The organism is Amycolatopsis sp. NPDC051045, from assembly GCF_040682955.1.
GTDB lineage: Bacteria > Actinomycetota > Actinomycetes > Mycobacteriales > Pseudonocardiaceae > Amycolatopsis.
The window spans coordinates 40603-63927 of record NZ_JBFBCC010000011.1; the positions used below are offsets into that span (position 1 = coordinate 40603).

The following is a 23325-nucleotide window of genomic DNA, read 5'->3' on the forward strand; positions in this document are numbered from 1 at the left end:
CATGCCCAGGATCCCCGCGATGCAGGCGGTCGTCGACGTCCTGGAGAGCGAAGGCGTCGACACCGTCTTCGGCTGCCCCGGCGCTGCCATCCTCCCGCTGTATAACGCCCTACAAGGCCGGGCGATCGAGCACCTGATCGTCCGTCACGAGGAGGGCGCGACGCACATGGCCGACGGCTGGGCCAGGACCAACGGCAACGTCGGTGTCGCCATCGGCACGTCCGGTCCGGCCGGCACGAACATGATCACCGGGCTCTACACCGCGCACGCGGACTCGATCCCGATCATCTGCATCACCGGCCAGGCGGCGACGGGCAAGCTCCACCAGGAGGCGTTCCAGGCCGTCGACATCGTGGAGATCGCCAAACCGGTGACGAAGTGGGCGGTGCAGGTCAAGGAGGCCGCGCAGCTGCCGTGGATCTTCCGCGAGGCGTTCCGGATCGCGCGCTCCGGCCGGCCCGGGCCGGTGCTGATCGACCTGCCGATCGACGTCCAGAAACAGGACATCGAGTGGGACTCCTCGATCGACTCGCCGCTGCCGGTCACCGCGGTGCGGCCCGCGCCCGCGCGGGTCGAGCGGGCGCTCGACCTGCTCCTGGCCGCCGAACGCCCGCTGATCCTGGCCGGCGGCGGCGTCGTCCTGGGCGAGGCGAGCGAGCAGCTGCGGGCCGCCGCCGAACGGCTGGACGTCCCGGTGCAGGTGACGCTGATGGGCAAGGGCAGCTTCCCCGAGGACCACGAGCTGTTCGCCGGGATGGCCGGCATCCAGACGTCGCAGCGGTGGGCCAACGCCGCCTTCCTGGAGGCCGACCTGGTGCTGGCGCTGGGCGCCCGGTTCGGCGACCGGCACACCGGCGAGCTGTCGGTGTACCGCGGGGCGCGGAAGTTCATCCACGTCGACATCGAGCCGACCCAGCTCGGCAAGGTGTTCGGCCCCGACCTCGGGATCGTGTCGGACACGCGGGAGTTCCTCGACGCGCTGCTGACCGCCCTGGACCGCCGCTCGCCGTCACCGCGGCGCGACTGGGTCGCCCGGATCGGCGAGCTGAAGGAGGCGTTGCCGCGGCGCGACGACTTCGACAGCCTGCCGATCAAGGCGCCGCGGGTGTTCAAGGAGATCAACGAAACCTTCGGCGAGGACACCTACTTCGTCACCGCGATCGGGCTCTACCAGATCTGGTCGGGCCAGTTCCAGAAGGCGCACAAGCCGCGGCACTACCAGGTGTGCGGCCAGGCCGGCCCGCTCGGCTGGGAGATCCCGGCCGCGATCGGGGTCAAGAAGGCGCGGCCGGAGGCGGAGGTCGTCGGCGTGGTCGGCGACTACTCGTTCCAGTTCCTCGTCGAGGAGCTGGCGGTCGCCGCCCAGTACGACGTCGGGTTCGTGCTGATCATGCTCAACAACGAGTACCTGGGCCTGATCCGCCAGGCCGAGACCGGGTACGAGATGAACTTCGAGGTCGACATCCACTACGACTCGATCGGCACGGACAACGTGAAGATCATGGAGGCCTACGGCTGCTCCGGTACCCGCGTGCACGAGCCGGGGGAGATCCGCACGTCCCTGGAGTGGGCGCGCAAGGAGGCCGAGCGCACCAGCCGCCCGGTCCTCGTGGAGATCATGATCGAGCGCGAGGGCAACGCCGCCATGGGCGCCGCCCTCGACGCCGTCAAGGAGTTCGAGCCCGCGTAGCACCCCGCGTGACCACGGCCGCCGTGCGAGACCACGACCTCGCACGGCGGCCTTTCCGCGCGCGCACGACGGCGGTTGTCGGAAAGTACAAACGCGAGCCGGAAATTCACCCGTCTTTCAGGGGTTTTGCCGTGGTCGCGGCCACACCCCAGCGTGTGTACTCCTGAGGCGAAGCACCCCCGAAAGGACGTCCACAGTGGAATTCCTCCGACCCGCCTCGCTGGCCGACGCGCTCGCCGCGAAGGCCGCGAACCCCGGCGCGGTCCCGATCGCCGGCGGAACGGACGTGATGGTCGAAATCAACTGCGCTGATGCGCCCTCGGCGGTGAAGAGTGCCTCGAGCGGCGACCACCGCCGCCCGGAGTCGCTCCTCGACCTCGGCCGCGTGCCCGAGCTGCACGAGCACGGCACCGACGGCGGCCGGCTCCGGATCGGCGCCGCGGTGCCCTACACCCGCGTCATCACCGAGCTCGGCGCGCAGCTGCCCGGCCTGGCGATGGCCGCGCGGACCGTCGGGTCCCCGCAGATCCGCAACCGCGGCTCGGTGGGCGGCAACCTCGGCGCGGCTTCCCCGGCGGGCGACTCGCACCCGGCCCTCCTGCGGCGGACGCCGAGGTCGAAATCGCCTCGGTCCGCGGCACCCGGACCGTGGCGGCGAAGGACTTCTACACCGGCGTGAAGCGGAACGTCCTCGAACCCGACGAGCTCATCACCGGTGTCCTGCTGGCCCCGGCCACCGGACCGCAGCAGTTCAGCAAGATCGGCACCCGCAACGCCATGGTCATCGCCGTGGCCGCCTTCGGCCTGGCCCTGCACCCATCGGAAAAGCGGGTCGGCACCGGCATCGGCTCGGCCGCACCCACGCCCCGCCGGGCCTTCGAAGCGGAGGAGTTCCTGGCCGGCGAGCTGGATTGGGATGCGCCGAAGACCCTCGCCGACTCGGTGAAGCGCCGCTTCGGCGATCTGGTTGCGTCGGCCGCCGCGCCGATCGACGACGTCCGGGGGAGTGCGGCCTACCGGCGTCACGCGTTGAGCGTGATGGCGCGGCGCACGTTGACCTGGGCCTGGAGCGAATACTGCGAAGGGAGCGCGAAGTGCGCGTGAACGTCACCGTCAACGGCGAGCACCGCCGGGCGGACAACGTCTGGGAGGGCGAAAGCCTCCTCTACGTCCTGCGCGAGCGGCTCGGCTTGCCGGGCTCCAAGAATGCCTGTGAGCAGGGCGAATGCGGCTCCTGCACGGTCTACCTCGACGGCGTCCCGGTCTGCGCCTGCCTGATCGCGGCCGGCCAGGCCGAGGGCCGCGAGGTCGTCACGGTCGAAGGGCTCGCAGCGGGGGACGAGCTGGACCCGGTGCAGGAGGCGTTCGTCGAACGCGGGGCCGTCCAGTGCGGCTTCTGCACGCCGGGCCTGCTGGTGGCCGCGCACGACCTGATCGAGCGCACGCCCGAGCCCAGCGACGTCGAGATCCGCGAAGCCCTCGCCGGGAACCTGTGCCGCTGCACCGGCTACGAGAAGATCCTCGACGCCGTCCGCGACGCCGCCGCGAAGAAGGCCGTCCGATGAGCGCCCCGGCCCGCTCCCCGCAGGAGCTGCACGACACCATCGCCGGCGGCATCGGCGAGAGCCCGCTGCGCCCGGACGGGACGCTCAAGGTCCGCGGCGAGTTCGCCTACTCCTCGGACCTGTGGCACGAGGACATGCTGTGGGGCGCCACCCTGCGCAGCCCGCACCCGCACGCCCGGATCGTCCGCCTCGACGTCTCCCGCGCGCTGGCCCGGCCGGGCGTGCACGCCGTCCTCACCCACGAGGACGTTCCCGGCGAAAACGTCTACGGCCTCAAGGTCCAGGACACCCCGGCGCTGGCCGAAGGCGTCGTGCGCCACCAGGGCGAACCGGTGGCGATCCTCGCCGCCGACCACCCGGAGATCGCGCGGCAGGCGCTCAAGGAGATCGTCGTCGAGTACGACGTCCTGGAGCCGATCACCGACCCCGAGCGGGCCGCGCACGACGACACCCTGCCGAAGCTGCACCCGGGCGGAAACCTGGTGCGCCACCAGCGGATCGTCAAGGGCGACCCGGAGGCCACCGCGGACGTCGTCGTGTCCGGTGTCTACGAGATCGGCATGCAGGACCAGGCGTTCCTCGGCCCGGAGTCCGGGCTCGCCGTCCCGGCCGAGGACGGCGGCGTCGACCTCTACCTCGCCACCCAGTGGCTGCACGTCGACCAGCGCCAGACGGCCAAGGCCCTGGGATTGCCGCTGGAGAAGGTCCGGCTGACGCTGTCCGGGGTCGGCGGGGCGTTCGGCGGCCGCGAAGACCTGTCCATGCAGATCCACTCCTGCATGCTGGCGCTGCGCACCGGCCGTCCGGTGAAGATGAGCTACGACCGGCTGGAATCGTTCTTCGGGCACGTCCACCGCCACCCGGCGAAGATGTACTACGAGCACGGCGCCACCCGCGACGGCAAGCTCGTCTACGTCCGGGCGAAGCTGTACTTCGACGGCGGCGCGTACGCGTCCAAGACCCCGGTCGTGGTCGGCAACGGCACCACGCTGGGCGTCGGCCCGTACGACGTCCCGAACGCGCACATCGAAGGCTGGGGCGTCTACACGAACAACCCGACCTGCGGCGCCATGCGCGGCCTCGGCGCGGTGCAGCCGACGTACGCCTACGAGTCGCAAATGGACAAGCTCGCGGCGGCCTTGGCCATGGACCCGGCCGAGCTGCGGATCCGCAACGCGCTGAGCGAAGGGTCCACTGTGGTCACCGGCCAGGTGGTCGACTTCCCGGCGCCGGTCGCGGAGCTGGTCCAGCGGGTCCGCGACCTGCCGTTGCCGCCCGAGCCCCTCGGCGCACGGGACATCCGGGAGCTGCCCGGCGGCGCGGCCAACACCACCCACGGCGAAGGGGTCGTCCGCGGTGTCGGCTACGGCGTCACGATCAAGAACATCTCCTACGCCGAAGGCCTCGACGACTACTCGACCGCCCGGGTCCGCCTGGAGGTGCTCGGCGGCGAGCCGGTGGCGATGGTGCACACCGCCGCCGCGGAGGTCGGGCAGGGCCTGGTCACGCTGCAGCAGCAGATCGCCCGCACCGAGCTGGGCGTGACGCGGGTGAGCGTGCACCCGGCCGACACGAGCGTCGGCGACGCGGGGTCCAGTTCGGCGTCGCGGCAGACCTACGTCACCGGTGGCGCGGTCCGCAACGCCTGCCGCGCGGTCGCGGAAGCGGTGTACGCCCGGCTGGGCCACGTCTCCGAAGGCATGACACTCGCCGGCGGCAAGATCGTCGCGGCCGGCGGCGCAGTCGTCGCCGACCTGGCGGAGCTGCTGGGGGAAACCGCGATCGAGGAGACCCGCGAATTCCACCACCGGCCGACGTACCCGCTCGACCCGGAGACCGGGCAGGGTGACGCCCACGTCCAGTACGGCTTCTCGGCCCACCGCGCGGTGGTCGACGTCGACCTCGACCTCGGCCTGGTCAAGGTGGTGCAGCTCGACTGCGCCCAGGACGTCGGCAAGGCGATGAACCCCGACGCCGTCGTCGCCCAGATCCAGGGCGGTTCGGCGCAGGGGCTCGGCCTCGCCGTGATGGAGGAGATCCTGGTCGAGGGCGGCAAGGTCCGGAACCCGTCGTTCACCGACTACCTGATCCCGACGATCCTCGACGTGCCGCCGATGCGCGTCGAGGTCCTCGAACGGCCGGATCCGCACGCGCCCTACGGCGTCCGCGGCGTCGGCGAGCCACCCACGATCTCCGCCACGCCGGCGATCGCCAACGCCATCCGCGCGGCCACCGGCCTCGAGCTGCCGCGCGTCCCGATCCGCCCCGAGCACATCACCGGAGTCTGAGATGACCACGTCGATTTCCGTCGAGCGGGAGTGGCTGGACGAAGCCGTCCGGATCGCCACCCGCAACGTCGAGAACGGTGGCGGCCCGTTCGGTGCGCTGGTCGTGCGGGACGGCCAGGTCGTCTCGACCGGCGTCAACCGGGTCACCGCGAACCTCGACCCGACCGCGCACGCCGAGGTGGTCGCGATCCGCGCGGCCTGCCAGGAGCTGGGCACCTTCAAGCTGGACGGCTGCGTGCTCGTCTCCAGCTGCGAGCCGTGCCCGATGTGCCTGTCGTCCGCGTTGTGGGCGCGGGTGGACAAGGTGATCTTCGCCGCGGACCGCGACGACGCGGCCAAGGCCGGTTTCGACGACCGCGCGTTCTACGAACTGTTCGACCGTCCCCGCGACACCTGGACGGTCCCCGTCACGCGAGTGTCCGCAAAGGACGGTTTCGCGCCCTTCGCGGCGTGGCTCGGCAAGAGCGACCGCACCGACTACTGACCCACCAGGCCGGCTGACCGGAGCCAACCCCCATCGGCAAGGGCAGGACGCATGACCCAGACCGAGATCGACGCCCCAGTAGCAGACGAAGTACCCGGACCACCCCAGCGCCGTTCACTGCTCGACAAGCTCTTCGAGCTGCGGGCGCGGCAGAGCACGATCGGGCGGGAGGTCCGCGGCGGCGTCACGACGTTCGTCGCGATGGCCTACATCGTGCTGCTCAACCCGCTCATCCTCGGCGCCTCCGCCGACATCACCGGCGCGCGGCTCTCGGCCGCGCAGGTGACCACGGCGACCGCGCTGGCCGCCGCCGTGATGACCGTCCTCATGGGAGTCGTCGGCAACGCACCCCTCGCGCTGGCCGCCGGGCTCGGCATCAACGGCATCGTCGCCTTCCAGATGGCTCCGTCGATGACCTGGGCGCAGGCCTTCGGGCTCGTGGTGCTCGAAGGCGTCTGCATCGTGCTGATGGCGGTCAGCGGGGTCCGCGAGCGGATCATGAACGCCATCCCCCGGCCGCTGAAGACGGCGATCACCATCGGAATCGGGCTCTACATCGCGCTCGTCGGCCTGGTCAGCGCCGGATTCGTGACCCGGGTGCCGGACGCGGCCGGGACCACGGTCCCGGTGCGCCTCGGCGCGAACGGGCACCTCGCCGGCTGGCCGATCGTCGTGTTCTGCGTCGGCTTGCTGCTGATGATCGTGCTGGTGGCCCGCAAGGTCCCGGGCGCGGTGCTGATCAGCATCGGCGTCGCGACGGTGCTCGCCGTCGTGCTGCACGACGGCTTCGGCGTCGGCGGCTGGGGCCGCACCGACCCGGCCCTGCCCGACCACGTCGTCGCCGCACCCGACTTCGGGCTCTTCGGCCACATCGACCTGTTCGGCGGCTTCGCCTCGGCGGGCGCGCTCGCGGCCACGGTGTTCCTGTTCACCCTGGTGCTGTCCGGGTTCTTCGACGCCATGGGCACGATCACCAGTGTCTCCGACGAAGCGGGCCTGTCGAAGACCGGCAAGGTCCCGCGGATGGGCCGGATCCTGCTGGTCGACGGCGCGGGCGCGATCGCGGGCGGCGTCACCGGCTCGTCGCCGAACACGGTGTTCCTGGAATCGGCGGCCGGCGTCGGCGAGGGGGCGCGAACCGGGCTGGCGAGCGTCGTCACCGGGCTGCTGTTCGCCGGGACGCTGCTGTTCACGCCGCTGGCCGGGGTGGTGCCGGCCCAGGCGGCCGCACCGGCGCTGGTGGTCATCGGCGGGATGATGGTCGCGCAGTGCCGGAGCATCCCGTGGCACGACCCGGACTACACCATCCCGGTGTTCCTGACCGCCGCGCTCATCCCGTTCACCTACTCGATCACCAACGGCGTCGGTGCCGGCCTGATCGCCTTCGTGCTGATCAAGATCGGCCGCGGCAAGTGGCGTGAGGCCGGCTGGCTGCTGTCGCTGCTGGCGCTGGTGTTCGCGGTGTACTTCGCCATCGACGGCGTCGAAGCCCTCTTCCGGTAAGGAGTTCCCGTGCCTTTGATGTTCTTCAACGGCGGCGCCATGCGCGGCGAGCCGCTGCACCACCTCCTCGACGGATCGCCGTTCGTGGGGGTCGCGGACACCGCGCCGAAGTACCGGTTCTACGCCGTCGGCGACCAGTGCCCGGCGCTGTACCCGGTGTCGCACGGCGGCGCGGCGGTCGCCGGCGAGGTCTACGACGTCTCGCTGGACGCCTTGCGGGACACGGTGCTGCCGGCCGAGCCGCACGAGCTGGAGCTCGGTGTGGTGGAGCTGGCCGACGGCAGTTCGGCGTTCGCGATGCTGCTGCGGCGGCCCTACACCTCGCACGCCGCCCTGCGGGACATCACCGGGATCGGCGACTGGCGGGCCTTCAAGGCGAGCGCGTGAAGGTCCTGGTCGCGCCGGACAAGTTCAAGGGGTCGCTGACCGCGGGGGAGGTGGCGTCGGCGGTGGCCGCCGGCCTCGCCGACGTCCACCCGGCCCTGACGGTGGCGACCCTGCCGGTGGCCGACGGCGGCGAAGGGACGGTCGACGCCGCCGTCGCCGCCGGGTACAGGCGGGTGCCGGTCCCGGCCCGCGGGCCGACCGGGGCGCCGCTGACGGCGTCCTACGCGGTGCGCGGCGGGACCGCCGTGGTCGAGCTGGCCGAGGCGTCCGGGCTGCCCCGGCTCCCCGGCCCGCCGGAGCCGCTCACCGCCACCAGCGCGGGGACCGGCGACGTCATCGCCGCCGCGGTGCGGGCGGGGTGCCGCCGGATCGTGCTCGGCGTCGGGGGCAGCGCCTGCACCGACGGCGGCGCGGGGCTGGTGAGCGCACTCGGGGCCCGGCTCCTCGACGACGCCGGGCGAGACCTTCCCCTCGGTGGCGCCGCGCTGTCCCGGCTCGCTTCGCTGGACCTGTCCGGAATGGACCTGTCCGAAGTGGACTTCGAGCTGGCGGGCGACGTCGGCAACCCGCTCTGCGGGCCGGACGGCGCCGCGTTCGTCTACGGGCCGCAGAAGGGCGCTTCCCGGGGCGATGTCGAGGTGCTCGACGCGGCGTTGCGGCACTGGGCGTCGGTCGCCGGCCCAGGATTCGCTTCCCGCGCGGGTGCCGGGGCCGCCGGGGGAGCGGGCTTCGCCGCGATGGCCCTGCTGGGTGCCCGGATGCGCCCCGGCATCGAGCTGCTGCTCGACCTGCTCGGCTTCGACGATGCCGTGGCCGGGGCCGCGCTGGTCGTCACCGGCGAGGGCTCTCTCGACCGGCAGACGTTGTCCGGCAAGGCCCCGGCCGGGGTGGCCCGGGCCGCCAGGGCCGCAGGCCTTCCCTGCGTCGCCGTCTCCGGGCGCTGTCTGTTGTCCGCGGCGGACCTGGCCGAGGCGGGCATCGCGGCCGCGTACGCGCTGACGGACCTCGAACCCGACCCGGCCCGCTGCATGGCCGAGGCCGCGCCGCTGCTGCGCCGGCTCGCCCGCCGCGTCGCCGTGGACCACCTCGGCGACTGAACGAGCGCTACCAGAGCTTTGTTATCATTGAAACCATGGTGACGAAGACGGCGGCGGACACCCGTGAGCGGATCCTCCGGGCGGCCGCCGCGCTGCTGGCGGCGGCGGGACGCGACGGCCTTTCGACCCGCGCGGTCAGTGCTGCCGCCGGGGTTCAGCCGCCCGCGCTGTACCGGCTCTTCGGCGACAAGGACGGCCTGCTCGACGCCGTCGCCGCGTACGGTTTCGACGAGTACCTGACGAGCAAGCGTGCGCTCGGTTCGACCGGTGACGCGGTGGCGGACCTGCGCCGCGGCTGGGACCTGCACATCGAGTTCGGGCTGTCCCGCCCGGAGTTCTACGTGCTCATGTACGGCGACGCGCGACCGGGCCGTACCTCGCCCGCCGGGCGGGAAGCCGAGGCGATGCTGCGGAGCATCGTCGAGCGCGTCGCGGCGGCCGGCCGGCTCCGGGTGAGCGTCGAGCGCGCGGCGCGGCTGGTGCACGCCACCGGGATGGGGGTCGTGCTGAGCCTGATCGCCACCCCGGAGGAGGAGCGCGATCCCGAACTGTCGGAGACGGCCCGGGAGACCGTACTCAGCCGCATCCTCACCGGCGCCGCGGAACCGGCGGGTTCGGACCTGCCGGAGCGCGCCATCGCGCTGCGGGCCGGACTCGACGGCGCCACCGTGCTCACCGGCGCCGAGCGCGTCCTGCTGGCCGAATGGCTGGACCGGATAGCCGACGCCTGAGCCGTCCGGCGCAGGGCTGGATCGATCCAGTTCGATCGGACATTGCTTGTCACCCGGAAGCGGCTCAATATGTTGCGGCGCGCAACATATTGACGACAACGCCGTCGGAGGGTCCCCATGATCAGGTGGAAAGCGGTTCTGGCCTGCGCCGGAGCGGGAATTCTGCTCGCCGGGGCACTGCCCGGCACAGCCCGGGCCAGCGGGACCGCGACCGACTGCTGCGGCGGCGGGGCCTCGTGGGCGACCGGCAACAAGGCCGCGCTCGGCACCTCGACGACCACCGGCAGCCCGGTGTGGTTCACCGTCGCCGCCGGCGTCACCTCGGAGGTCTTCTACCCGCGGGCCGACGTCCCGAACACCCAGGACATGCAGTTCGTCGTCACCGACGGCTCGAGCTTCGTCGACCTGGAACGCGACGCCACGAACCACGTCGTGTCGATGCCCGACGAGAAGGCGCTGCAGTACACTGTCACCAACACCGCCAAGAGCGGGAAGTACCGGATCACCACCAGTTACGTCACCGATCCGGCTCGCGCCACGCTCGTCACGAACACCCGGTTCCAGTCGCTCGACGGCGGCAGCTACCGGCTCTACCTGCTGGCCAACCCGTCGATGGCCGGCGGCGGCGCGGGTGACAACGCCTGGTGGGACGGCGGCGCGCTGATGGCGAGCGGGACCGAGACGCTGTTCGGCGGAACGGCCACGACGGTCGTTTCCGCGCTGCGCGTTTCGACCGGCTTCACCGCGCACGACAACGGCTACAGCGGTGCCGCCAGCGACTGCCTGGTCGACCTGCGCGCCGACAAGACCCTGAACAACCAGTTCGACACCGTTTCCGGGAACGGCAACGTCGTCCAGTGTGGACAGATTCCGGTCGGCACGGACACGACGTTCACCGTCGCGCTCGGCTTCGGCGGCACCGCGGCGGCCGCGTCCTCGGCGGCGACCGGGTCTCTCGGCAGCGGGTTCTCCGCCGTGTCGAGCGCCTACCGCAGCGGCTGGAACTCCTACGTCGGCAGCCTGAAGCCCGCCCCCGCCAGCGTCTCCGGGGACACGCAACGGCGTCGCGCCTACTACGTCGCGGCGATGGCGCTGAAGACCGCCGAGGACAAGCAGCACCCGGGCGCGAGCGTCGCGGGCCTGGCGACGCCGTGGGGCGACTTCACGAACGGCGACCACCTCAACGACGGCTACCACCGCGTCTGGGGCCGCGACCTCTACCAGCAGGCGACCGGCCTCCTGGCCGCCGGCGACAGCGCGCAGGCCAAGCGGATGGCCCAGTTCCTCTGGAACTCGCAGTGGATCGGCGGCCCCACGGCGGGCGACGGCACGACGTACCCGGCCGGGTCGTTTCCCCGCTACAGCCCGGTTTCCGGCGTCGCGGGCGCGAGTGCCCAGCAGCTCGGCTGCTGCGAACAGCTCGACCAGGACGCGGATGCGATCCTGCTGGCCTGGCTGACCGGCCTCACCGACGCCTCGACCTACGCCAAGGTCAAGACGACGGCGAACCACATCGTCTCGACCGGCCCGGACACCACCGAGCGGTGGGAGGAGCAGTACGGCAAGTCGCCGTCGTCGGTCGCGGCGGAGATCGCCGGCCTGATCGCGGCCGGGGCCATCGCGCGCGCGAACGGCGACACCGCGAGTGCGTCGTCGTGGGAGTCCACCGCGGACTCCTGGCGGAACTCGCTGGCCGGGTGGACCGTGACGACGTCGGGCTACTGGGGCGGGCACACCTACTACGAACGGCTCGACCGGGCCGGCAACCCGAACGACGGCGCGACGATCTGCTTCGACGAAGGCTGCTTCTACGAGCACGACGTCACCGACTTCGGGTTCCTCGACCTGGTGCGGCTCGGCATCCGCCCGGCCGGTGACGCGACGATCGCGAACTCGGTGGCACCCACGGCCGCCGCCTCCGACGGCAACGCGGCGATGCAGGTGACGCTGCCGAACGGCGACGTCTACTTCCACCGCTACCCGCACGACAACTACGGCGAAAGCACCGCGAACTGCAGCGGCTGGCCGGCCGGTGGCCCGCAGCGGTTCGGGCGGCTGTGGCCGGTGCTGTCGGGGGAGCGCGGCGAGTACGAACTGGCCAACGGCCGCTCGGCCGCGGTGTACCTGAAGTCCATGGCGGACTCGGTCAACGACGGGTACTTCGTGCCCGAGCAGGTCTGGGACCGCGCGGACGCCGGCTGCTTCGGGCTGGGCCGTCCGACCGGCAGCGCGGGCCCGCTGATGTGGGCCGAGGGGCAGTACCTGCGGCTGGCCCAGAGCATGGACGCGGGCCACAACCTCGACACGCCGTCGATCGTCAAGGCCCGCTACGGCACCTGACGCACCGGCCCGGCACGCCCCCTCGGTGTGCCGGGCCGGTGGGTCACCGCACCAGACGGACGGTCTTCGCCGCGGGGACGACCGTCGCGGTCTGGCCGCGGGTGAGGGCGACGGTGTCGGCTTCGAGGCCGTCGCCGAACGCGACCAGGCGGTCCGATTCGACCTCGACCGTCAACGGCGCCTTCGTCAGTTCCCCCTCGGTGCAAGTGGTCCCGGTGGCCGGCGACGGCCACGCTTCCCGCACGAACCAGACCAGCCGGGCCTCGCCGGGCGTGGGGAGCCGCAGTCCGCTGTGGCGCTCCCGCCACACCGAGCCGCACCAGCCGGTCGCCCCGGTGCCCGTGCCGACGAGGATCCCCGACGACGCCTGCCGTTCCGCCCGCCCGCCACCGACCCCCAGCCGGTAGCGGGCGGTCTGGTGCCCGGCGTGCCCCAGGTAGATCTCGTTGAGGGCCAGCAGCCGCTGGCCGTCGTCGGCGGTGAGCTCGGCCATCGTCCGGTGCTCGACGTCGCCGGTGGCGCGGACCAGCTCCGCGACGGCGGCCGGCGGGTGCCGGACCAGCACGCCGGGCGCGCCGGGCGCGACGCCGATCACGGGCTGGCCGTCGAGGTACTTGGCCACGTTCGCGACCAGGCCGTCCTGCCCGACCACGACGACGACGTCCTCCGGGGTGAACAGGAACCGGTCGAGGTCCGCGCGTTCCACCTCGCCCCGGCGCCAATCCAGCGGGATCGCCGCCGACGCCGCGGCGAGCGCCGCGCGCACGGCGGCGTCCGCCTCGGTCACTTCGGCGAGGTCCCGGCCGCGCGTGCGCAGGAAGAACTCCGCCTGGCCGCGCGTGCCGTGCCGGGCGAGCAGCTCGTCCAGCTCGGTGCGCCGGTGCACCAGCACGACGCGCGGGGCGATGCTCACGACCGCGCGCCCAGCTTCGTCAGCAACGGCGTGAGCAGATCGGGAGTCAGGACCAGGCTGTCGATCTGCGGCAGGTTCCCCGCCAGTTCCTTCAGCGCCAGCCCGGCGAGCACGCCCTCGGGCAGGTCCCGGTACGCCGCCAGCCGGGCCGCCTCGCCGGCCGCTTCCGCTTCGCCGAGTGCGCGCTTTCCGGCGGCCTTCACCTGCGTCAGCCGCTCCTCGCGCGAGGCCTGCGCCTCCGTCTCGATCCGGTTCGCCGCCGCCGCTTCTTCGGCCTGACGCCGGGCGTTCGCACCGCGCTGGGCGAGCAGCTGCTCCTCGCGGCGGGCCAGCTCGATCTGGCTCTGCAGCTCGTTTTCGCTGATCGCGCGCTCGCGTTCGACCGCGAGCGCGCGCCGCTCGAAGGTCGCGCGGTCGGCCTCCTGCTGCACCTTCTCCCGTGCCGTCGTCTGGAGCGCCTTCTCGACCTCGGGCTGCGCCCGGATCGAGACGACGCGCACGTCGACCACCGCCGAACCGGTCTGCGCCAGCCGCGTGTCCTCTTCGGCCAGGCCCGCGCGGATCCGGTCGCGAACCGCGCGGACGCCGTCGACGAGCGCGGTGGCCAGGGGAGTGCGGGTCAGCACCTCGACCGCGTACTGCTGGACGTTTTCGGTGAGCAGCCCGCTGATCTGGCCCAGCGGGTCGCTGCGCCACCGGCCGGTGTCCGGGTCGATGGAGAAGTCGATCCGCTGCGCGGCCAGCGCCGGGTCCTCGATCCGGAAGGTCAGCGCGAGCTGGACGGTGACGTCCTGGAAGTCGGCCGTGCGGGCGTGGAACAGCAGCGGCAGCTCGCGGTCGTCGACCGGGACCTCCGAGACCACCGCAGTCAGCGGCCGGTACCAGAACGACAGCCCGACGCCGTCGTGCGCGAGCCGGCCGCGGCGGTAGTGGCGGATGTGCACGGTGGGGGCGCCGCGCAGGTGCCGGAACCCGAACCGGCGGTCGATGTCGGCCATGGAGCCTCCTCTTATCGTCAGCGTGACGATATGCGGACGGTGGCCTAATCGTCAAGATGACGATTAGCGGGTAGGGTGGTGGCATGGGTCACCCGCCGTTCGCCGTCACCGTCGACCTCGTCGTGCTCACCCTGACCGGCGACGAGCTGTGCGCACTGGTGGTCCGCCGGGGAGTTTCGCCGTTCCTGGACGAATGGGCGCTGCCCGGCGGGTTCGTGCGGGAGGACGAGGACCTGCCGGGCGCGGCGCGGCGCGAGCTGGCCGAGGAGACGGGACTCGCGCCGGGGACCGTCCACATCGAACAGCTCGCGGCCTACGGCGCGCCGGAGCGGGACCCGCGGATGCGGGTGGTGACGGTGGCGTACCTGGCGCTGGCGCCGGACCTCCCGGTCCCGCGCGCGGGCACGGACGCGGCGGAGGCCCGGTGGGCGCCGGTGCGGGCGCTGCGGGCCGAGCGCCTGGCGTTCGACCACGACCGCATCCTGGCTGACGGCCTCGAACGCGCCCGCGCGAAACTGGAGTATTCGCCGCTGGCGACGGCGTTCTGCGCGCCGGAGTTCACGGTCGCGGAGCTGCGCCGGGTGTACGAGCTGGTCTGGGAAACCCGGCTGGACCCGCGCAACTTCCACCGCAAGGTGACCGGAGCCGAGGGGCTGCTGGAGCCGACCGGCCGCACGACCACCCGCGACGGCGGCCGCCCGGCCCGCCTCTACCGGCGAGGTGCGGCTGAAGTGCTGTACCCGCCCATGCTGCGAAGCTGATCAGTCGGTGCGAGCGAGGACCAGCGGCTGCCGGGAAGCCGCCCTTCGGCTGGATGGCCGTGCCTCGCTCACCGCCTCTACGCGGCGCGGGCGGGAACCAACCGGCGCGCCGCCGAGACCAGCGGCAGCAGGCGCGTGCCGAGGTTGCGGGCCGCCAGGCCGCCGCGCGTGGCCGGGATCAGCAGCGCCGCCGCCGTGGATACCGTGCGCTGCTTCGGTTCCACCAGCTTCCGGTGCGCCGTCTCGTAGCGCCGGAACGCCGCCGCCGCGTCTTGCGGTGTCCGGCCCAGCTCCTCCGCCAGCGTGTACGCCCCGGCCATGGCCAGCGTCGAGCCGTCGCCGAACAGGGACACGCACGATGCCGCGTCGCCGGCCAGGACGATGCGGCCCGTGTGCCAGCCGTCCATCCGGACCCGGCTCACCGAGTCGAAGTACAGGTCCTCCGCCGAGCGCACCTGCTCCAGCAGCTCCGGTACCCGCCAGCCCGCGCCTTCGTAGGCTTCGGCGAGCATGCGCCGGTGCAGCGCGGTGTCGCGGTGGTCGAACCCCGGCACCGCGTCGCCGCGGAACATGAACGCCGCGATGCCGTGGCCGCCCGCCGGGTGCACCGCGACCGCCCGGCCGGGAGAGTTGTACATCTCGATCGCCGCCGCGTCGGCCGGCGGTCCGGCCAGCGGCAGCGTCGCGATGTAGACGCCGACGTGCTCGACGAACGCCTGCTCCGGGCCGAACGCCAGCCGCCGCACCGCCGAGTGCAGCCCGTCCGCGCCGATCACCAGGTCGAACCGCCGCGGGGCGCCGCGCTCGAACGTGACGTCGACGCCGCCACTGTCCTGGCGGAGCTCGGTGATCGAGTCGCCGAAGACGAACTCGGCGTGGTCGCGCGCCGCGTCGTGCAGGATCGCCGCGAGGTCGGTGCGGGGCAGCTCGATGTCACCGGCCGACCCCAGTAGTCCCATCGGGATCCGGCCGGTGCGCCGCCCCGCGTCGTCGACGAAGTTCAGCGACGTCGCGCTCGTGCTCGCTTCGCGCAGCTGGGCGGTGACGCCCATCCGCTCCGCGACGCGCGCTGCCGGTCCGCGGACGTCCACCGGGCTGCCGCTCGAGCGCAGGCCCGCGGCCCGTTCCACCACGGTGGGCCGGAAGCCCGCGCGGGCCAGCCAGTGGGCCAGCGTCGGCCCGGCGACTCCGGCACCGGAAATCAGCACGGTCTGTTCGGTCATGGTGGGCCCCTGTCTCAAGTCCTGACCATCGGTCAGTGCCGACGCTACTCTCCTGTCCGATGGTCAGGCAAGCGGCTAGGCTCGGGGGATGACCGACGACACCCGGGTCCGGATCCTGCGCGCGGCGCTGGAGGAGTTTTCGGCGCGCGGCTACCACGAGACGTCGGTGCGGGAGCTGGCCGAGCGCGTCGGCGTGACCAAGACCGCGGTGCTCTACCACTTCCCGGGCAAGGCGGACATCGTCACGGCGCTCGCCGAGCCGATGCTGGCCGACTTCGAAGCCGCGTTGGCCAAGGCCGCGGAGTCCCTCGACCCCCGCCGGGCCGCGATCGAAGGACTCGTCGACGTCTGGCTGACCCACCGGTACCTGCTCCGGATGAACCTGCGCGACCTCGGCCTGACCGCGTCGGCGGCGGTGTTCGACCGGTTCCGCGACGGCATGCTCCGGGCCAACGACCTGGTCGCCGGGCCGGACGCGGACTTCGGCGGCCGGGTCCGCGCGGCGCAGGCGATCGCCATGCTCAGCGACCCGGTGGTCCTCTTCGCCGACGCCCCGGAGGCGCAGCTGCGCGGGGCGATCCTGGACGGCGTCGACCGGCTGTTCACCGCCGTGCCCGCGGGCGGAAGCCGGCCTTCCGCGACGAGCCCGATCGAGACCGCCGGCCCCGGGGGCCGGAGCCGCCGCGGCCGGCCGTCGGCGATGACCGCGGACAAGATCGAGGCGGCCCGGCGCCTGCACGAAGCCGGGCGCGCGCCGTCCGACATCGCGGCCGCGCTCGGCGTCTCCCGGGCGACGATCTACCGCCACCTGCCCGCCGCGGATTAATGAGACGAATTATGAGACTTTTTGAGACGCGGCTCAGTGACCCGGCACCGGCCGGAACCACAGCGTGAACTCCGTCTTCTGCGGCACCAGCCGGTACCGCGGCAGCACGCCGGGCCCGCACGACGCCGTCCCGAGCCCGTGCTGCGCCACGTCGAGCGTCAGGTGCACCAGCTCGCCCGGCACCAGGTCGACGGTGTGGCGCGCCGCCTCCAAAGCCGCCGGGGTCCAGCGGCGGGCGGTGAAGTCGAAGACCGGGTCGCCGTCGATCCGCAGGCCCGCGCCATCGGGGGCGCTCAGCCGCGCCCACCGCACCGCCGTCCGGTTGCCGTTCTCCTGCGGGAAGACGTACGGCGTCTGCAGGTCGTCGACGCTGCTGGAGAACCGGCCGATCCGCGCCGCCCGGCCGCTGTCGGGATACGCCTCGCCGGGGCCGCCGCCGAACCACTCGGCCGAACCGAACGTGCCCGGTACCGCCATCGCCAGGCCCAGCCGGGGGAGCGTGCCGGGGAAGTCGCCGTCCGGGGTCACCGCCACCCGCAGGCGCAGGCGGTCGTCGTACGCCGTCCACGTGTAGTCGGTGAGCAGGCCGAACGGCTGCGCCGGCGGTGCCACGCGAGTGCGCACCACGAGTTCCTCGCCGTCGGCGTCCACGGTGCTCACCCGGTGCTGCATCCGGTGCAGCCCGGCCTCGCGCCACCGGCCGGCTTCGGGCGGCCCCGCGAACGTGCCCCGGTCGTTGTCGGTCGTCGCGCGCCAGACGTCGAGCCGCGGCCCGTGCACCCGGTGCCCGCCGAGGGCCGTGAGCGTGCCCGTCGCCGGGTCGAACTCGCCGGTCCCCAGCACCAGCCGCCCACCGGTGCGGAACACCGGCCCGCGCGACGGGAGTGGCGCCGCGGCGGGCGCCGCCGACACCGGCAGCTGCCCCCACCCGACGACGTGCCCGGCCGGCGCCCACGCGGTCGCCGACGTCAGCGCGGCGGACACGGTCAACCACGACTCGCCGCTCGTCGCGGGCAAGGCGGGCAGCGGCACCGAAGCACTCTGTCCGGAGTGGACGGCCGGGACGTCGAGCACGCCGCGGGTGACCTCGATTCCCTCGTCCTCCAGCCGCCAGGTGAACGTGAGGTGCTCGGTGCTCACGAAGTCGTAGTGGTTGCTCACCCGGATCCCGAACGCGTCCGCGTCGATCCGGACCGGCTCGATGATCTTCGCGAACTCGATCAGCCCCGGCGACGGCGTCCGGTCGGGGAAGAGCAGGCCGTCGATGACGAAGTTGCCGTCGTGGATCGGTTCCCCGAAGTCGCCGCCGTAGGCGAAGTGCCCGTCGGCGGCCAGGCCGTGGTCGATCCACTCCCAGATGAACCCGCCCTGGCAGTTCGGGTACCGCTCGAACAGCTCGCGGTACTCCAGCAGGCCGCCCGGGCCGTTGCCCATCGCGTGCCCGTACTCGCACAGCACGAACGGCAGGTCCCGGCGGCGCGCGTTGCCGTCCTCCCGGCGGCCGATCCGCTCGACCTCCTCGTGCGTGGCGTACATCCGGCTGTGCACGTCCACGTAGGCGCAGTCGTGGTCGCCCTCGTAGTGCACCGGCCGGGTCGGGTCGCGGTGGCGCACCCACTCCGCCATCCGCGCCAGGTTCTCCCCGGTGTGGCTCTCGTTGCCCAGCGACCAGAGGATCACGCTGGGCCGGTTCTTGTCCCGCTCCACCGTGCGCCGCATCCGGTCGAGGTAGGCCTCGGCCCACATCGGCTCGCCGCTGGGGTTGCCGGCCCAGCCCAGCGGCTCGAAGCCGTGGGTTTCCAGGTCGCACTCGTCGATCACCCACAGGCCGTGGGTGTCGCACAGCTCGAGGAACGCCGGGTCCGGCGGGTAGTGGCTGGTCCGGACCGCGTTGACGTTGTGCCGCTTCATCAGCAGCACGTCGGCCAGCGCGGTCTCCGGCGGCACCACGCGCCCGGTGCGCGGATCGTGCTCGTGGCGGTTCACCCCGCGCAGCAGCAGCCGGCGGCCGTTGACCTTGAGCTGCCCGTCCTCGACGGTCACCGTCCGGAACCCGATCCGCACCGGCACCCGCTCCGCCGCGGTGGCCAGCGTGCCCTCGTACAGCCGCGGGGTCTCGGCGCTCCACGGCTCGACCGGCAGCTCCAGCGGTTCCCCGGCCGGGTGCCCGGTGACGCCCAGTTCGGGGATGTCCAGCACGACGTCCGGTCCGGTTTCGACGCGGACCGTGCCCAGGCCGGTGGTGTGGTCGTAGTCCGCGCGGATCCAGTAGTCGCCGATGCCGCCGTCCGGGCGGGCGAGCAGGGTGACGGCGCGGAAGATCCCCGACAGCCACCACATGTCCTGGTCTTCGAGGTAGCTGCCGGCCGACCACTGGTGCACGCGCACCACGAGGACGTTGCCCGCCGGCCGCAGCAGCGGTCCCACCTCGAACTCCGACGGCAGCCTGCTGCCCTTGGTGACCCCGAGTTCGGTGCCGTTGAGCCAGATCCGGCCGCACGAGTCGATCCCGTCGAAGCGCAGCACGGCGGGCCCGGCGGGCCAGCGCGCGGGCAGGTCGAACCGCAGGCGGTGGTCTCCGGTCGGGTTGTCCGACGGCACGTGCGGCGGGTCGACCGGGAACGGGTAGGGCACGTTCGTGTAGGCCGGGCGCCCGTGGCCGTGCAGCTGCCACAGCGACGGCACCGGCAGCTCGCCCCACGCGGAGTCGTCGAAGCCGTCGCGCTCGACGCCGGGCGGGGCGGCCGCGAGACTCGGCGACAGCCGGAACCGCCAGCTGCCGTTCAGCGACAGCGACGCGGCATCGGAGGTGAAGGCCGCGCGCGGGGGCAGCGAACCGCGGCCGGGGCCGGGGTCTTCGACGTACGACATGGCGTCCTCCCGAGCCCGTGAGCGCTCCCGTGAACGTTCACGGGACGCTCGGCAGTGTGCGTGGCCGGGCGCCGGGGTGTCAAGGGATCAGGCGGATTCGCGCAGGTGGAGCGCGGCGCGGACGACCAGCTCGCCGGGTTCGAGGGGCGCGGCACCGGTCACGAGCCGCGCCGCCTGGTCGACGGCCAGCGCACCGAGCGCGCGGGTGTCGATCGCGACGCTGGAGAGCTCCGGTTCGACGAGGGTGCCGAGCGCCAGCCCGTCGAACCCGATCACCGCGAGGTCGGCGGGCACGCGCAGGCCGAACCGGCGCGCCTCGCGCAGGGCGCCGATGGCGATCACGTCGTTGAAGGCGAACACGGCGGTGACGTCGGGGTGGGCGGCGAGCAGGGTGGCCAGCGCCGCACCCCCGCCGTCGACGGTCTGGGCGGCGCGCGTGATCCAGCCGGGGTGCACCGGAACCCCGCATTCGGCGGCGGCCTGCAGGAACCACCGGCGGCGGACGCTCGGGCCGGGGTGGCCGTCGAGCATCCCGATCCGCCGGTGCCCGCGTCCGGCGAGGTGGGCGACGGCTTCGCGGACGCCGTCCTCGCCGTCGATCGAGATGGCGCTGAACCGCGGGGTGTGCGGTTCGCGGCCGAGCAGCACCACGGGGATGCCGGCGGTGAGGCGGTCGAGGTCCTCGTCGGACCGGCTGAAGTAGCCGACGACCGCGTCGACCTGGGTGCCGATCACCCGGAGCGTGGCGAGTTCCTGCTCCGGGTCGTCGGCGGTGTCGTAGACGACCACGTGCCAGCCGCGCGCCCGGGCCGCCTGCAGCGCACCGGAGGCGACCTCGGTGAAGAACGGGTTGAGCAGGTCCGGCACCACCAGGCCGATCGTGGTGGTGTCCGGCCGGACCAGGCCGCGGGCGAAGCGGCTCGGGCGGTACCCGAGCTCGCGGGCGGCGTCGAGGACGCGCTGCTTGGTCGAGCCGTCGATCTCGGCCTTGTCGTTCAGTGCCCGCGACACCGTCTGCCGGGAGACCCCGGCGATGCGCGCGACGTCGTGGATCGTCACCCGCCGGGGTTCCGTGCTGCTCGAAGACACCCGCTGAGTATGCCCGCCCGCACCCCGAACCCCGCCGTCCGGCCATACCGGAGCGATCGACACGAGATACGAGTTCGGCGCGAGTGTCGCCTCCTTTTGTTACCCGAGAGGGGTGCGTTCGCGGCGCTTCGAGATCACGCGCCAGCCGACGGCCAGCACCACGGCCAGCACCGGGATCGAGGAAAACGCGATCTTCTCGGCGCCGTCGGAGAAGCCCATCAGGACCACCACCACGGCCAGGAACGCCAGCGTCGCCCAGCCGCTGTAGGGCGCCCACGGCATCCGGTACGACGGGCGTTCCAGCTCGCCGCGCAGGGCGGCCTGGCGCAGGCGCAGCTGGCAGAAGATCAGCGTCGCCCAGGTGCTGATCACGCCGAGCGACGCGATCGCGATGGCGATGTCGAACGCCTCCTTCGGCACCAGGTAGTTGAGCACCACGCCCAGCACGTAGGCGACCGAGGTGAACAGGATGCCGCCGTAGGGCACCTGCCGGCGGCTCATCCTGCTGACGAACGACGGCGCTTCGCCCTTTTCGGCCAGCGAACGCAGGATCCGGCCGGTGGAGTACAGGCCGGAGTTGACGCTGGACAGCGCCGCGGTGAGGACCACCGCGTTCATCACGTCGCCGATGCCCGGGATGCCGAGCCGGCTGAACACGGTGACGAACGGGCTCTCGTCGCCGCTGTAGAACGGCCACGGCAGCAGCATCGCCAGCAGCAGCACGGACCCGACGTAGAACACGCCGATCCGCCAGGCCACGCCGTTGATCGCCTTCGGGAGCACCTGGCGCGGGTTCTTCGTTTCGCCGGCCGCGATGCCGACGACCTCGATGGCCGAGTAGGCGAAGATGACCGCCTGCAGCGTCATCAGCGCGACGCCGATGCCCGCCGGGAAGAGTCCACTGTGGCCGGTCAGGTTGTGCGCGCCGGCGGGTGTGCCGCCGATGTCGGCGCCCGTCAGCACCAGGCCGGCGCCGGTGACCAGGAAGACGACGATGGCCAGCACCTTGACCACCGAGAACCAGAACTCCAGTTCGCCGAACACCTTCACCGACAGCAGGTTCACCGCCAGCAGGACGCCCAGTGCGATCAGCGCGGTGAGCCACTGCGGCACGTCCGGCAGCCACTTGTGCACGTAGATGGCGACCGCGGTGATCTCCGCGATCCCGGTCATCGCCCAGTTCACCCAGTACATCCAGCCGGACGCGAACCCGGCCCACGGCCCGATGAACTTCCGCGCGTAGGTGACGAAGCTGCCGGAGCTGGGCTCGTGCAGGACGAGTTCGCCGAGCGCGCGCATCACGAAGTAGGCAGCCACCCCGCAGATCGCGTAGGAGAAGACCAGCGACGGCCCGACCTGGTGGAGCTTGCCGCCGGCGCCGAGGAACAGCCCGACACCGATCGCGCCGCCGATGGCGATCATCTGCACTTGGCGGTTGCCCAGTGCTTTCGAGTAGCTTTCACCGGTTTCGGTGAGCAGCGAGGAATCCATGGTTGCCAGACGCTAGAGCGTGTGCGGCAAGTCACCAAGCGGCCTAAGAAAGGCTTAACGTGTGCCGGAGATCACCCGCGGATTTCGTCCACTGTGCCCGGTTTCGAGTGGACACGGGGGTGCCCGCCGTCCGGCCGGGGGTGCCTTCTACGCTACGGCCCGTGGATCTCGCGGCGCTGCTGGACCGGATCGCCGACGACGTCGCGCCGGAGGTGGGCCGCGGCGCCGTCGCGGACTACATTCCCGCGCTGGCCAGGGTCGAGCCGGGCCGGTTCGGCATGGCGGTGGCCGAAGTGGACGGTGCGGTGCACGGCGTCGGCGACTGGGAGCGCCCGTTCTCCGTGCAGAGCATGTCCAAGGTGTTCACCCTCGCGTTGACGCTTTCGCGCGGCGACGGCGTGTGGGCCCGGGTCGGCCGCGAACCGTCGGGCGACCCGTTCAATTCGCTGGTGCAGCTGGAACACGAGGACGGCATTCCGCGGAATCCGTTCATCAACGCGGGTGCGCTGGTGGTGACCGACGAACTCGCCCGCCACGGCGACGCGGCGGACGCGCTGCTCGCGTTCCTCCGCCAGGAGAGCGGCCACGCGGACATCGCCGTGGACCCCGAGGTGGCGGCGTCGGAGGCGGGACACGCCGACCGCAACCGCGCCCTCGCCTACTTCATGGCCTCCTACGGCAACATGCGCCACCCGGTGCCCGAGGTGCTGGACCAGTACGTCCGCCAGTGCTCGATCGCGATGAGCTGCGGCGACGTCGCGCGCTCGGCGTTGTTCCTGGCCCGGCACGGCGTCCGCAACGACGGCTCCCGGCTGCTCGGGCTCAGCGCGGCGAAGCGGATCAACGCGGTGATGCTGACGTGCGGCACCTACGACGCGGCGGGCGAGTTCGCCTACCGCGTCGGCCTGCCGGGCAAGAGCGGCGTGGGCGGCGGCATCGTCGCGATCGTCCCGGGCCGGTGCGCGGTCTGCGTCTGGAGCCCGGGACTGGACGCGCGCGGCAACTCCGTCGCCGGGGTCGCCGCGCTCGACCGGTTCACCACGCTGACCGGCTGGTCGGTGTTCTGAG

The 23325-nt window shown here is 72.6% G+C and carries 18 protein-coding genes and 1 pseudogene; 13 read left to right on the top strand and 6 right to left on the bottom strand.

Annotated features, from left to right (window positions below):
* Window position 1: 1 nt before the first annotated feature.
* From gcl to AB0M80_RS25475, 10 genes and pseudogenes are all read left to right on the top strand, one after another.
* The gene (gene gcl / locus AB0M80_RS25430; protein WP_364569550.1) at window positions 2-1690 is read left to right on the top strand and encodes a glyoxylate carboligase; all 1689 of its coding nucleotides are present in this window, start codon (window positions 2-4) and stop codon (window positions 1688-1690) included.
* 196 nt (window positions 1691-1886) lie between these two features.
* Window positions 1887-2794: pseudogene (locus AB0M80_RS25435) on the top strand (FAD binding domain-containing protein).
* Window positions 2785-3255, top strand: coding sequence for a (2Fe-2S)-binding protein (locus tag AB0M80_RS25440; RefSeq protein WP_364569553.1), 471 nt, complete (start codon window positions 2785-2787; stop codon window positions 3253-3255). Before AB0M80_RS25435 ends, AB0M80_RS25440 begins: the two are co-directional and overlap by 10 nt.
* Window positions 3252-5543, top strand: a complete 2292-nt coding sequence (pucD, locus tag AB0M80_RS25445) for a xanthine dehydrogenase subunit D (protein ID WP_364569556.1) — start codon at window positions 3252-3254, stop codon at window positions 5541-5543. The genes AB0M80_RS25440 and pucD overlap by 4 nt, the downstream gene beginning before the upstream one ends.
* A 1-nt stretch (window position 5544) precedes the next feature.
* The gene (locus AB0M80_RS25450) at window positions 5545-6027 is read left to right on the top strand and encodes a nucleoside deaminase (protein ID WP_364569559.1); all 483 of its coding nucleotides are present in this window, start codon (window positions 5545-5547) and stop codon (window positions 6025-6027) included.
* A 51-nt stretch (window positions 6028-6078) separates the two neighbouring features.
* A complete protein-coding gene (locus tag AB0M80_RS25455; RefSeq protein ID WP_364569562.1) occupies window positions 6079-7530 on the top strand; it encodes an NCS2 family permease in 1452 nt (483 codons plus the stop codon).
* Window positions 7531-7539: 9 nt separating this feature from the next.
* Window positions 7540-7917 (top strand): gamma-glutamylcyclotransferase, encoded by a 378-nt coding sequence (locus AB0M80_RS25460; protein WP_364569564.1) that lies wholly within the window; start codon window positions 7540-7542, stop codon window positions 7915-7917.
* A complete protein-coding gene (locus AB0M80_RS25465) occupies window positions 7914-9014 on the top strand; it encodes a glycerate kinase (RefSeq protein ID WP_364569567.1) in 1101 nt (366 codons plus the stop codon). The genes AB0M80_RS25460 and AB0M80_RS25465 overlap by 4 nt, the downstream gene beginning before the upstream one ends.
* 35 nt (window positions 9015-9049) lie before the next feature.
* A complete protein-coding gene (locus tag AB0M80_RS25470; RefSeq protein WP_364569570.1) occupies window positions 9050-9745 on the top strand; it encodes a TetR/AcrR family transcriptional regulator in 696 nt (231 codons plus the stop codon).
* 117 nt (window positions 9746-9862) lie between these two features.
* Window positions 9863-12085, top strand: coding sequence for a glycoside hydrolase family 15 protein (locus AB0M80_RS25475; protein WP_364569573.1), 2223 nt, complete (start codon window positions 9863-9865; stop codon window positions 12083-12085).
* 43 nt (window positions 12086-12128) lie between these two features.
* On the opposite strand, the gene AB0M80_RS25480 is transcribed toward AB0M80_RS25475, so the two are convergent.
* Together AB0M80_RS25480 and AB0M80_RS25485 are read right to left on the bottom strand one after the other, a co-directional pair.
* On the bottom strand, window positions 12129-12998 hold the full coding sequence (locus tag AB0M80_RS25480) for a hypothetical protein (protein WP_364569576.1): 870 nt from the start codon (window positions 12996-12998) through the stop codon (window positions 12129-12131).
* Complete coding sequence (locus AB0M80_RS25485; protein WP_364569579.1) at window positions 12995-13996, bottom strand: SPFH domain-containing protein; 1002 nt, start codon at window positions 13994-13996, stop codon at window positions 12995-12997. The genes AB0M80_RS25480 and AB0M80_RS25485 overlap by 4 nt, the downstream gene beginning before the upstream one ends.
* An 83-nt stretch (window positions 13997-14079) precedes the next feature.
* On the opposite strand from AB0M80_RS25485, the gene AB0M80_RS25490 reads away from it, so the two are divergent.
* Window positions 14080-14757 carry an NUDIX domain-containing protein gene (locus AB0M80_RS25490; RefSeq protein ID WP_364569582.1) on the top strand — a complete coding sequence of 226 codons (678 nt, stop codon included), beginning with the start codon at window positions 14080-14082 and terminating at the stop codon, window positions 14755-14757.
* Between the two features lie 77 nt (window positions 14758-14834).
* Here the strand turns inward: AB0M80_RS25490 and AB0M80_RS25495 are convergent, their stop codons facing one another.
* Window positions 14835-15980 carry an FAD-dependent monooxygenase gene (locus AB0M80_RS25495; RefSeq protein ID WP_364569584.1) on the bottom strand — a complete coding sequence of 382 codons (1146 nt, stop codon included), beginning with the start codon at window positions 15978-15980 and terminating at the stop codon, window positions 14835-14837.
* Between the two features lie 88 nt (window positions 15981-16068).
* Here AB0M80_RS25495 and AB0M80_RS25500 point away from each other — a divergent pair, with 88 nt between their 5' ends.
* Complete coding sequence (locus tag AB0M80_RS25500; protein WP_364569587.1) at window positions 16069-16806, top strand: TetR family transcriptional regulator; 738 nt, start codon at window positions 16069-16071, stop codon at window positions 16804-16806.
* A gap of 33 nt (window positions 16807-16839) precedes the next feature.
* On the opposite strand, the gene AB0M80_RS25505 is transcribed toward AB0M80_RS25500, so the two are convergent.
* From AB0M80_RS25505 to AB0M80_RS25515, 3 genes are all read right to left on the bottom strand, one after another.
* Window positions 16840-19677, bottom strand: a complete 2838-nt coding sequence (locus AB0M80_RS25505; protein WP_364569590.1) for a glycoside hydrolase family 2 TIM barrel-domain containing protein — start codon at window positions 19675-19677, stop codon at window positions 16840-16842.
* A gap of 87 nt (window positions 19678-19764) precedes the next feature.
* Entirely contained in the window at window positions 19765-20766 is a 1002-nt protein-coding gene (locus AB0M80_RS25510; RefSeq protein WP_364569593.1) for a LacI family DNA-binding transcriptional regulator, read from the bottom strand.
* 99 nt (window positions 20767-20865) lie between these two features.
* A complete protein-coding gene (locus tag AB0M80_RS25515) occupies window positions 20866-22257 on the bottom strand; it encodes an amino acid permease (protein ID WP_364569596.1) in 1392 nt (463 codons plus the stop codon).
* A gap of 161 nt (window positions 22258-22418) precedes the next feature.
* On the opposite strand from AB0M80_RS25515, the gene AB0M80_RS25520 reads away from it, so the two are divergent.
* Window positions 22419-23324 carry a glutaminase gene (locus AB0M80_RS25520; protein ID WP_364569599.1) on the top strand — a complete coding sequence of 302 codons (906 nt, stop codon included), beginning with the start codon at window positions 22419-22421 and terminating at the stop codon, window positions 23322-23324.
* Window position 23325: the final 1 nt, after the last annotated feature.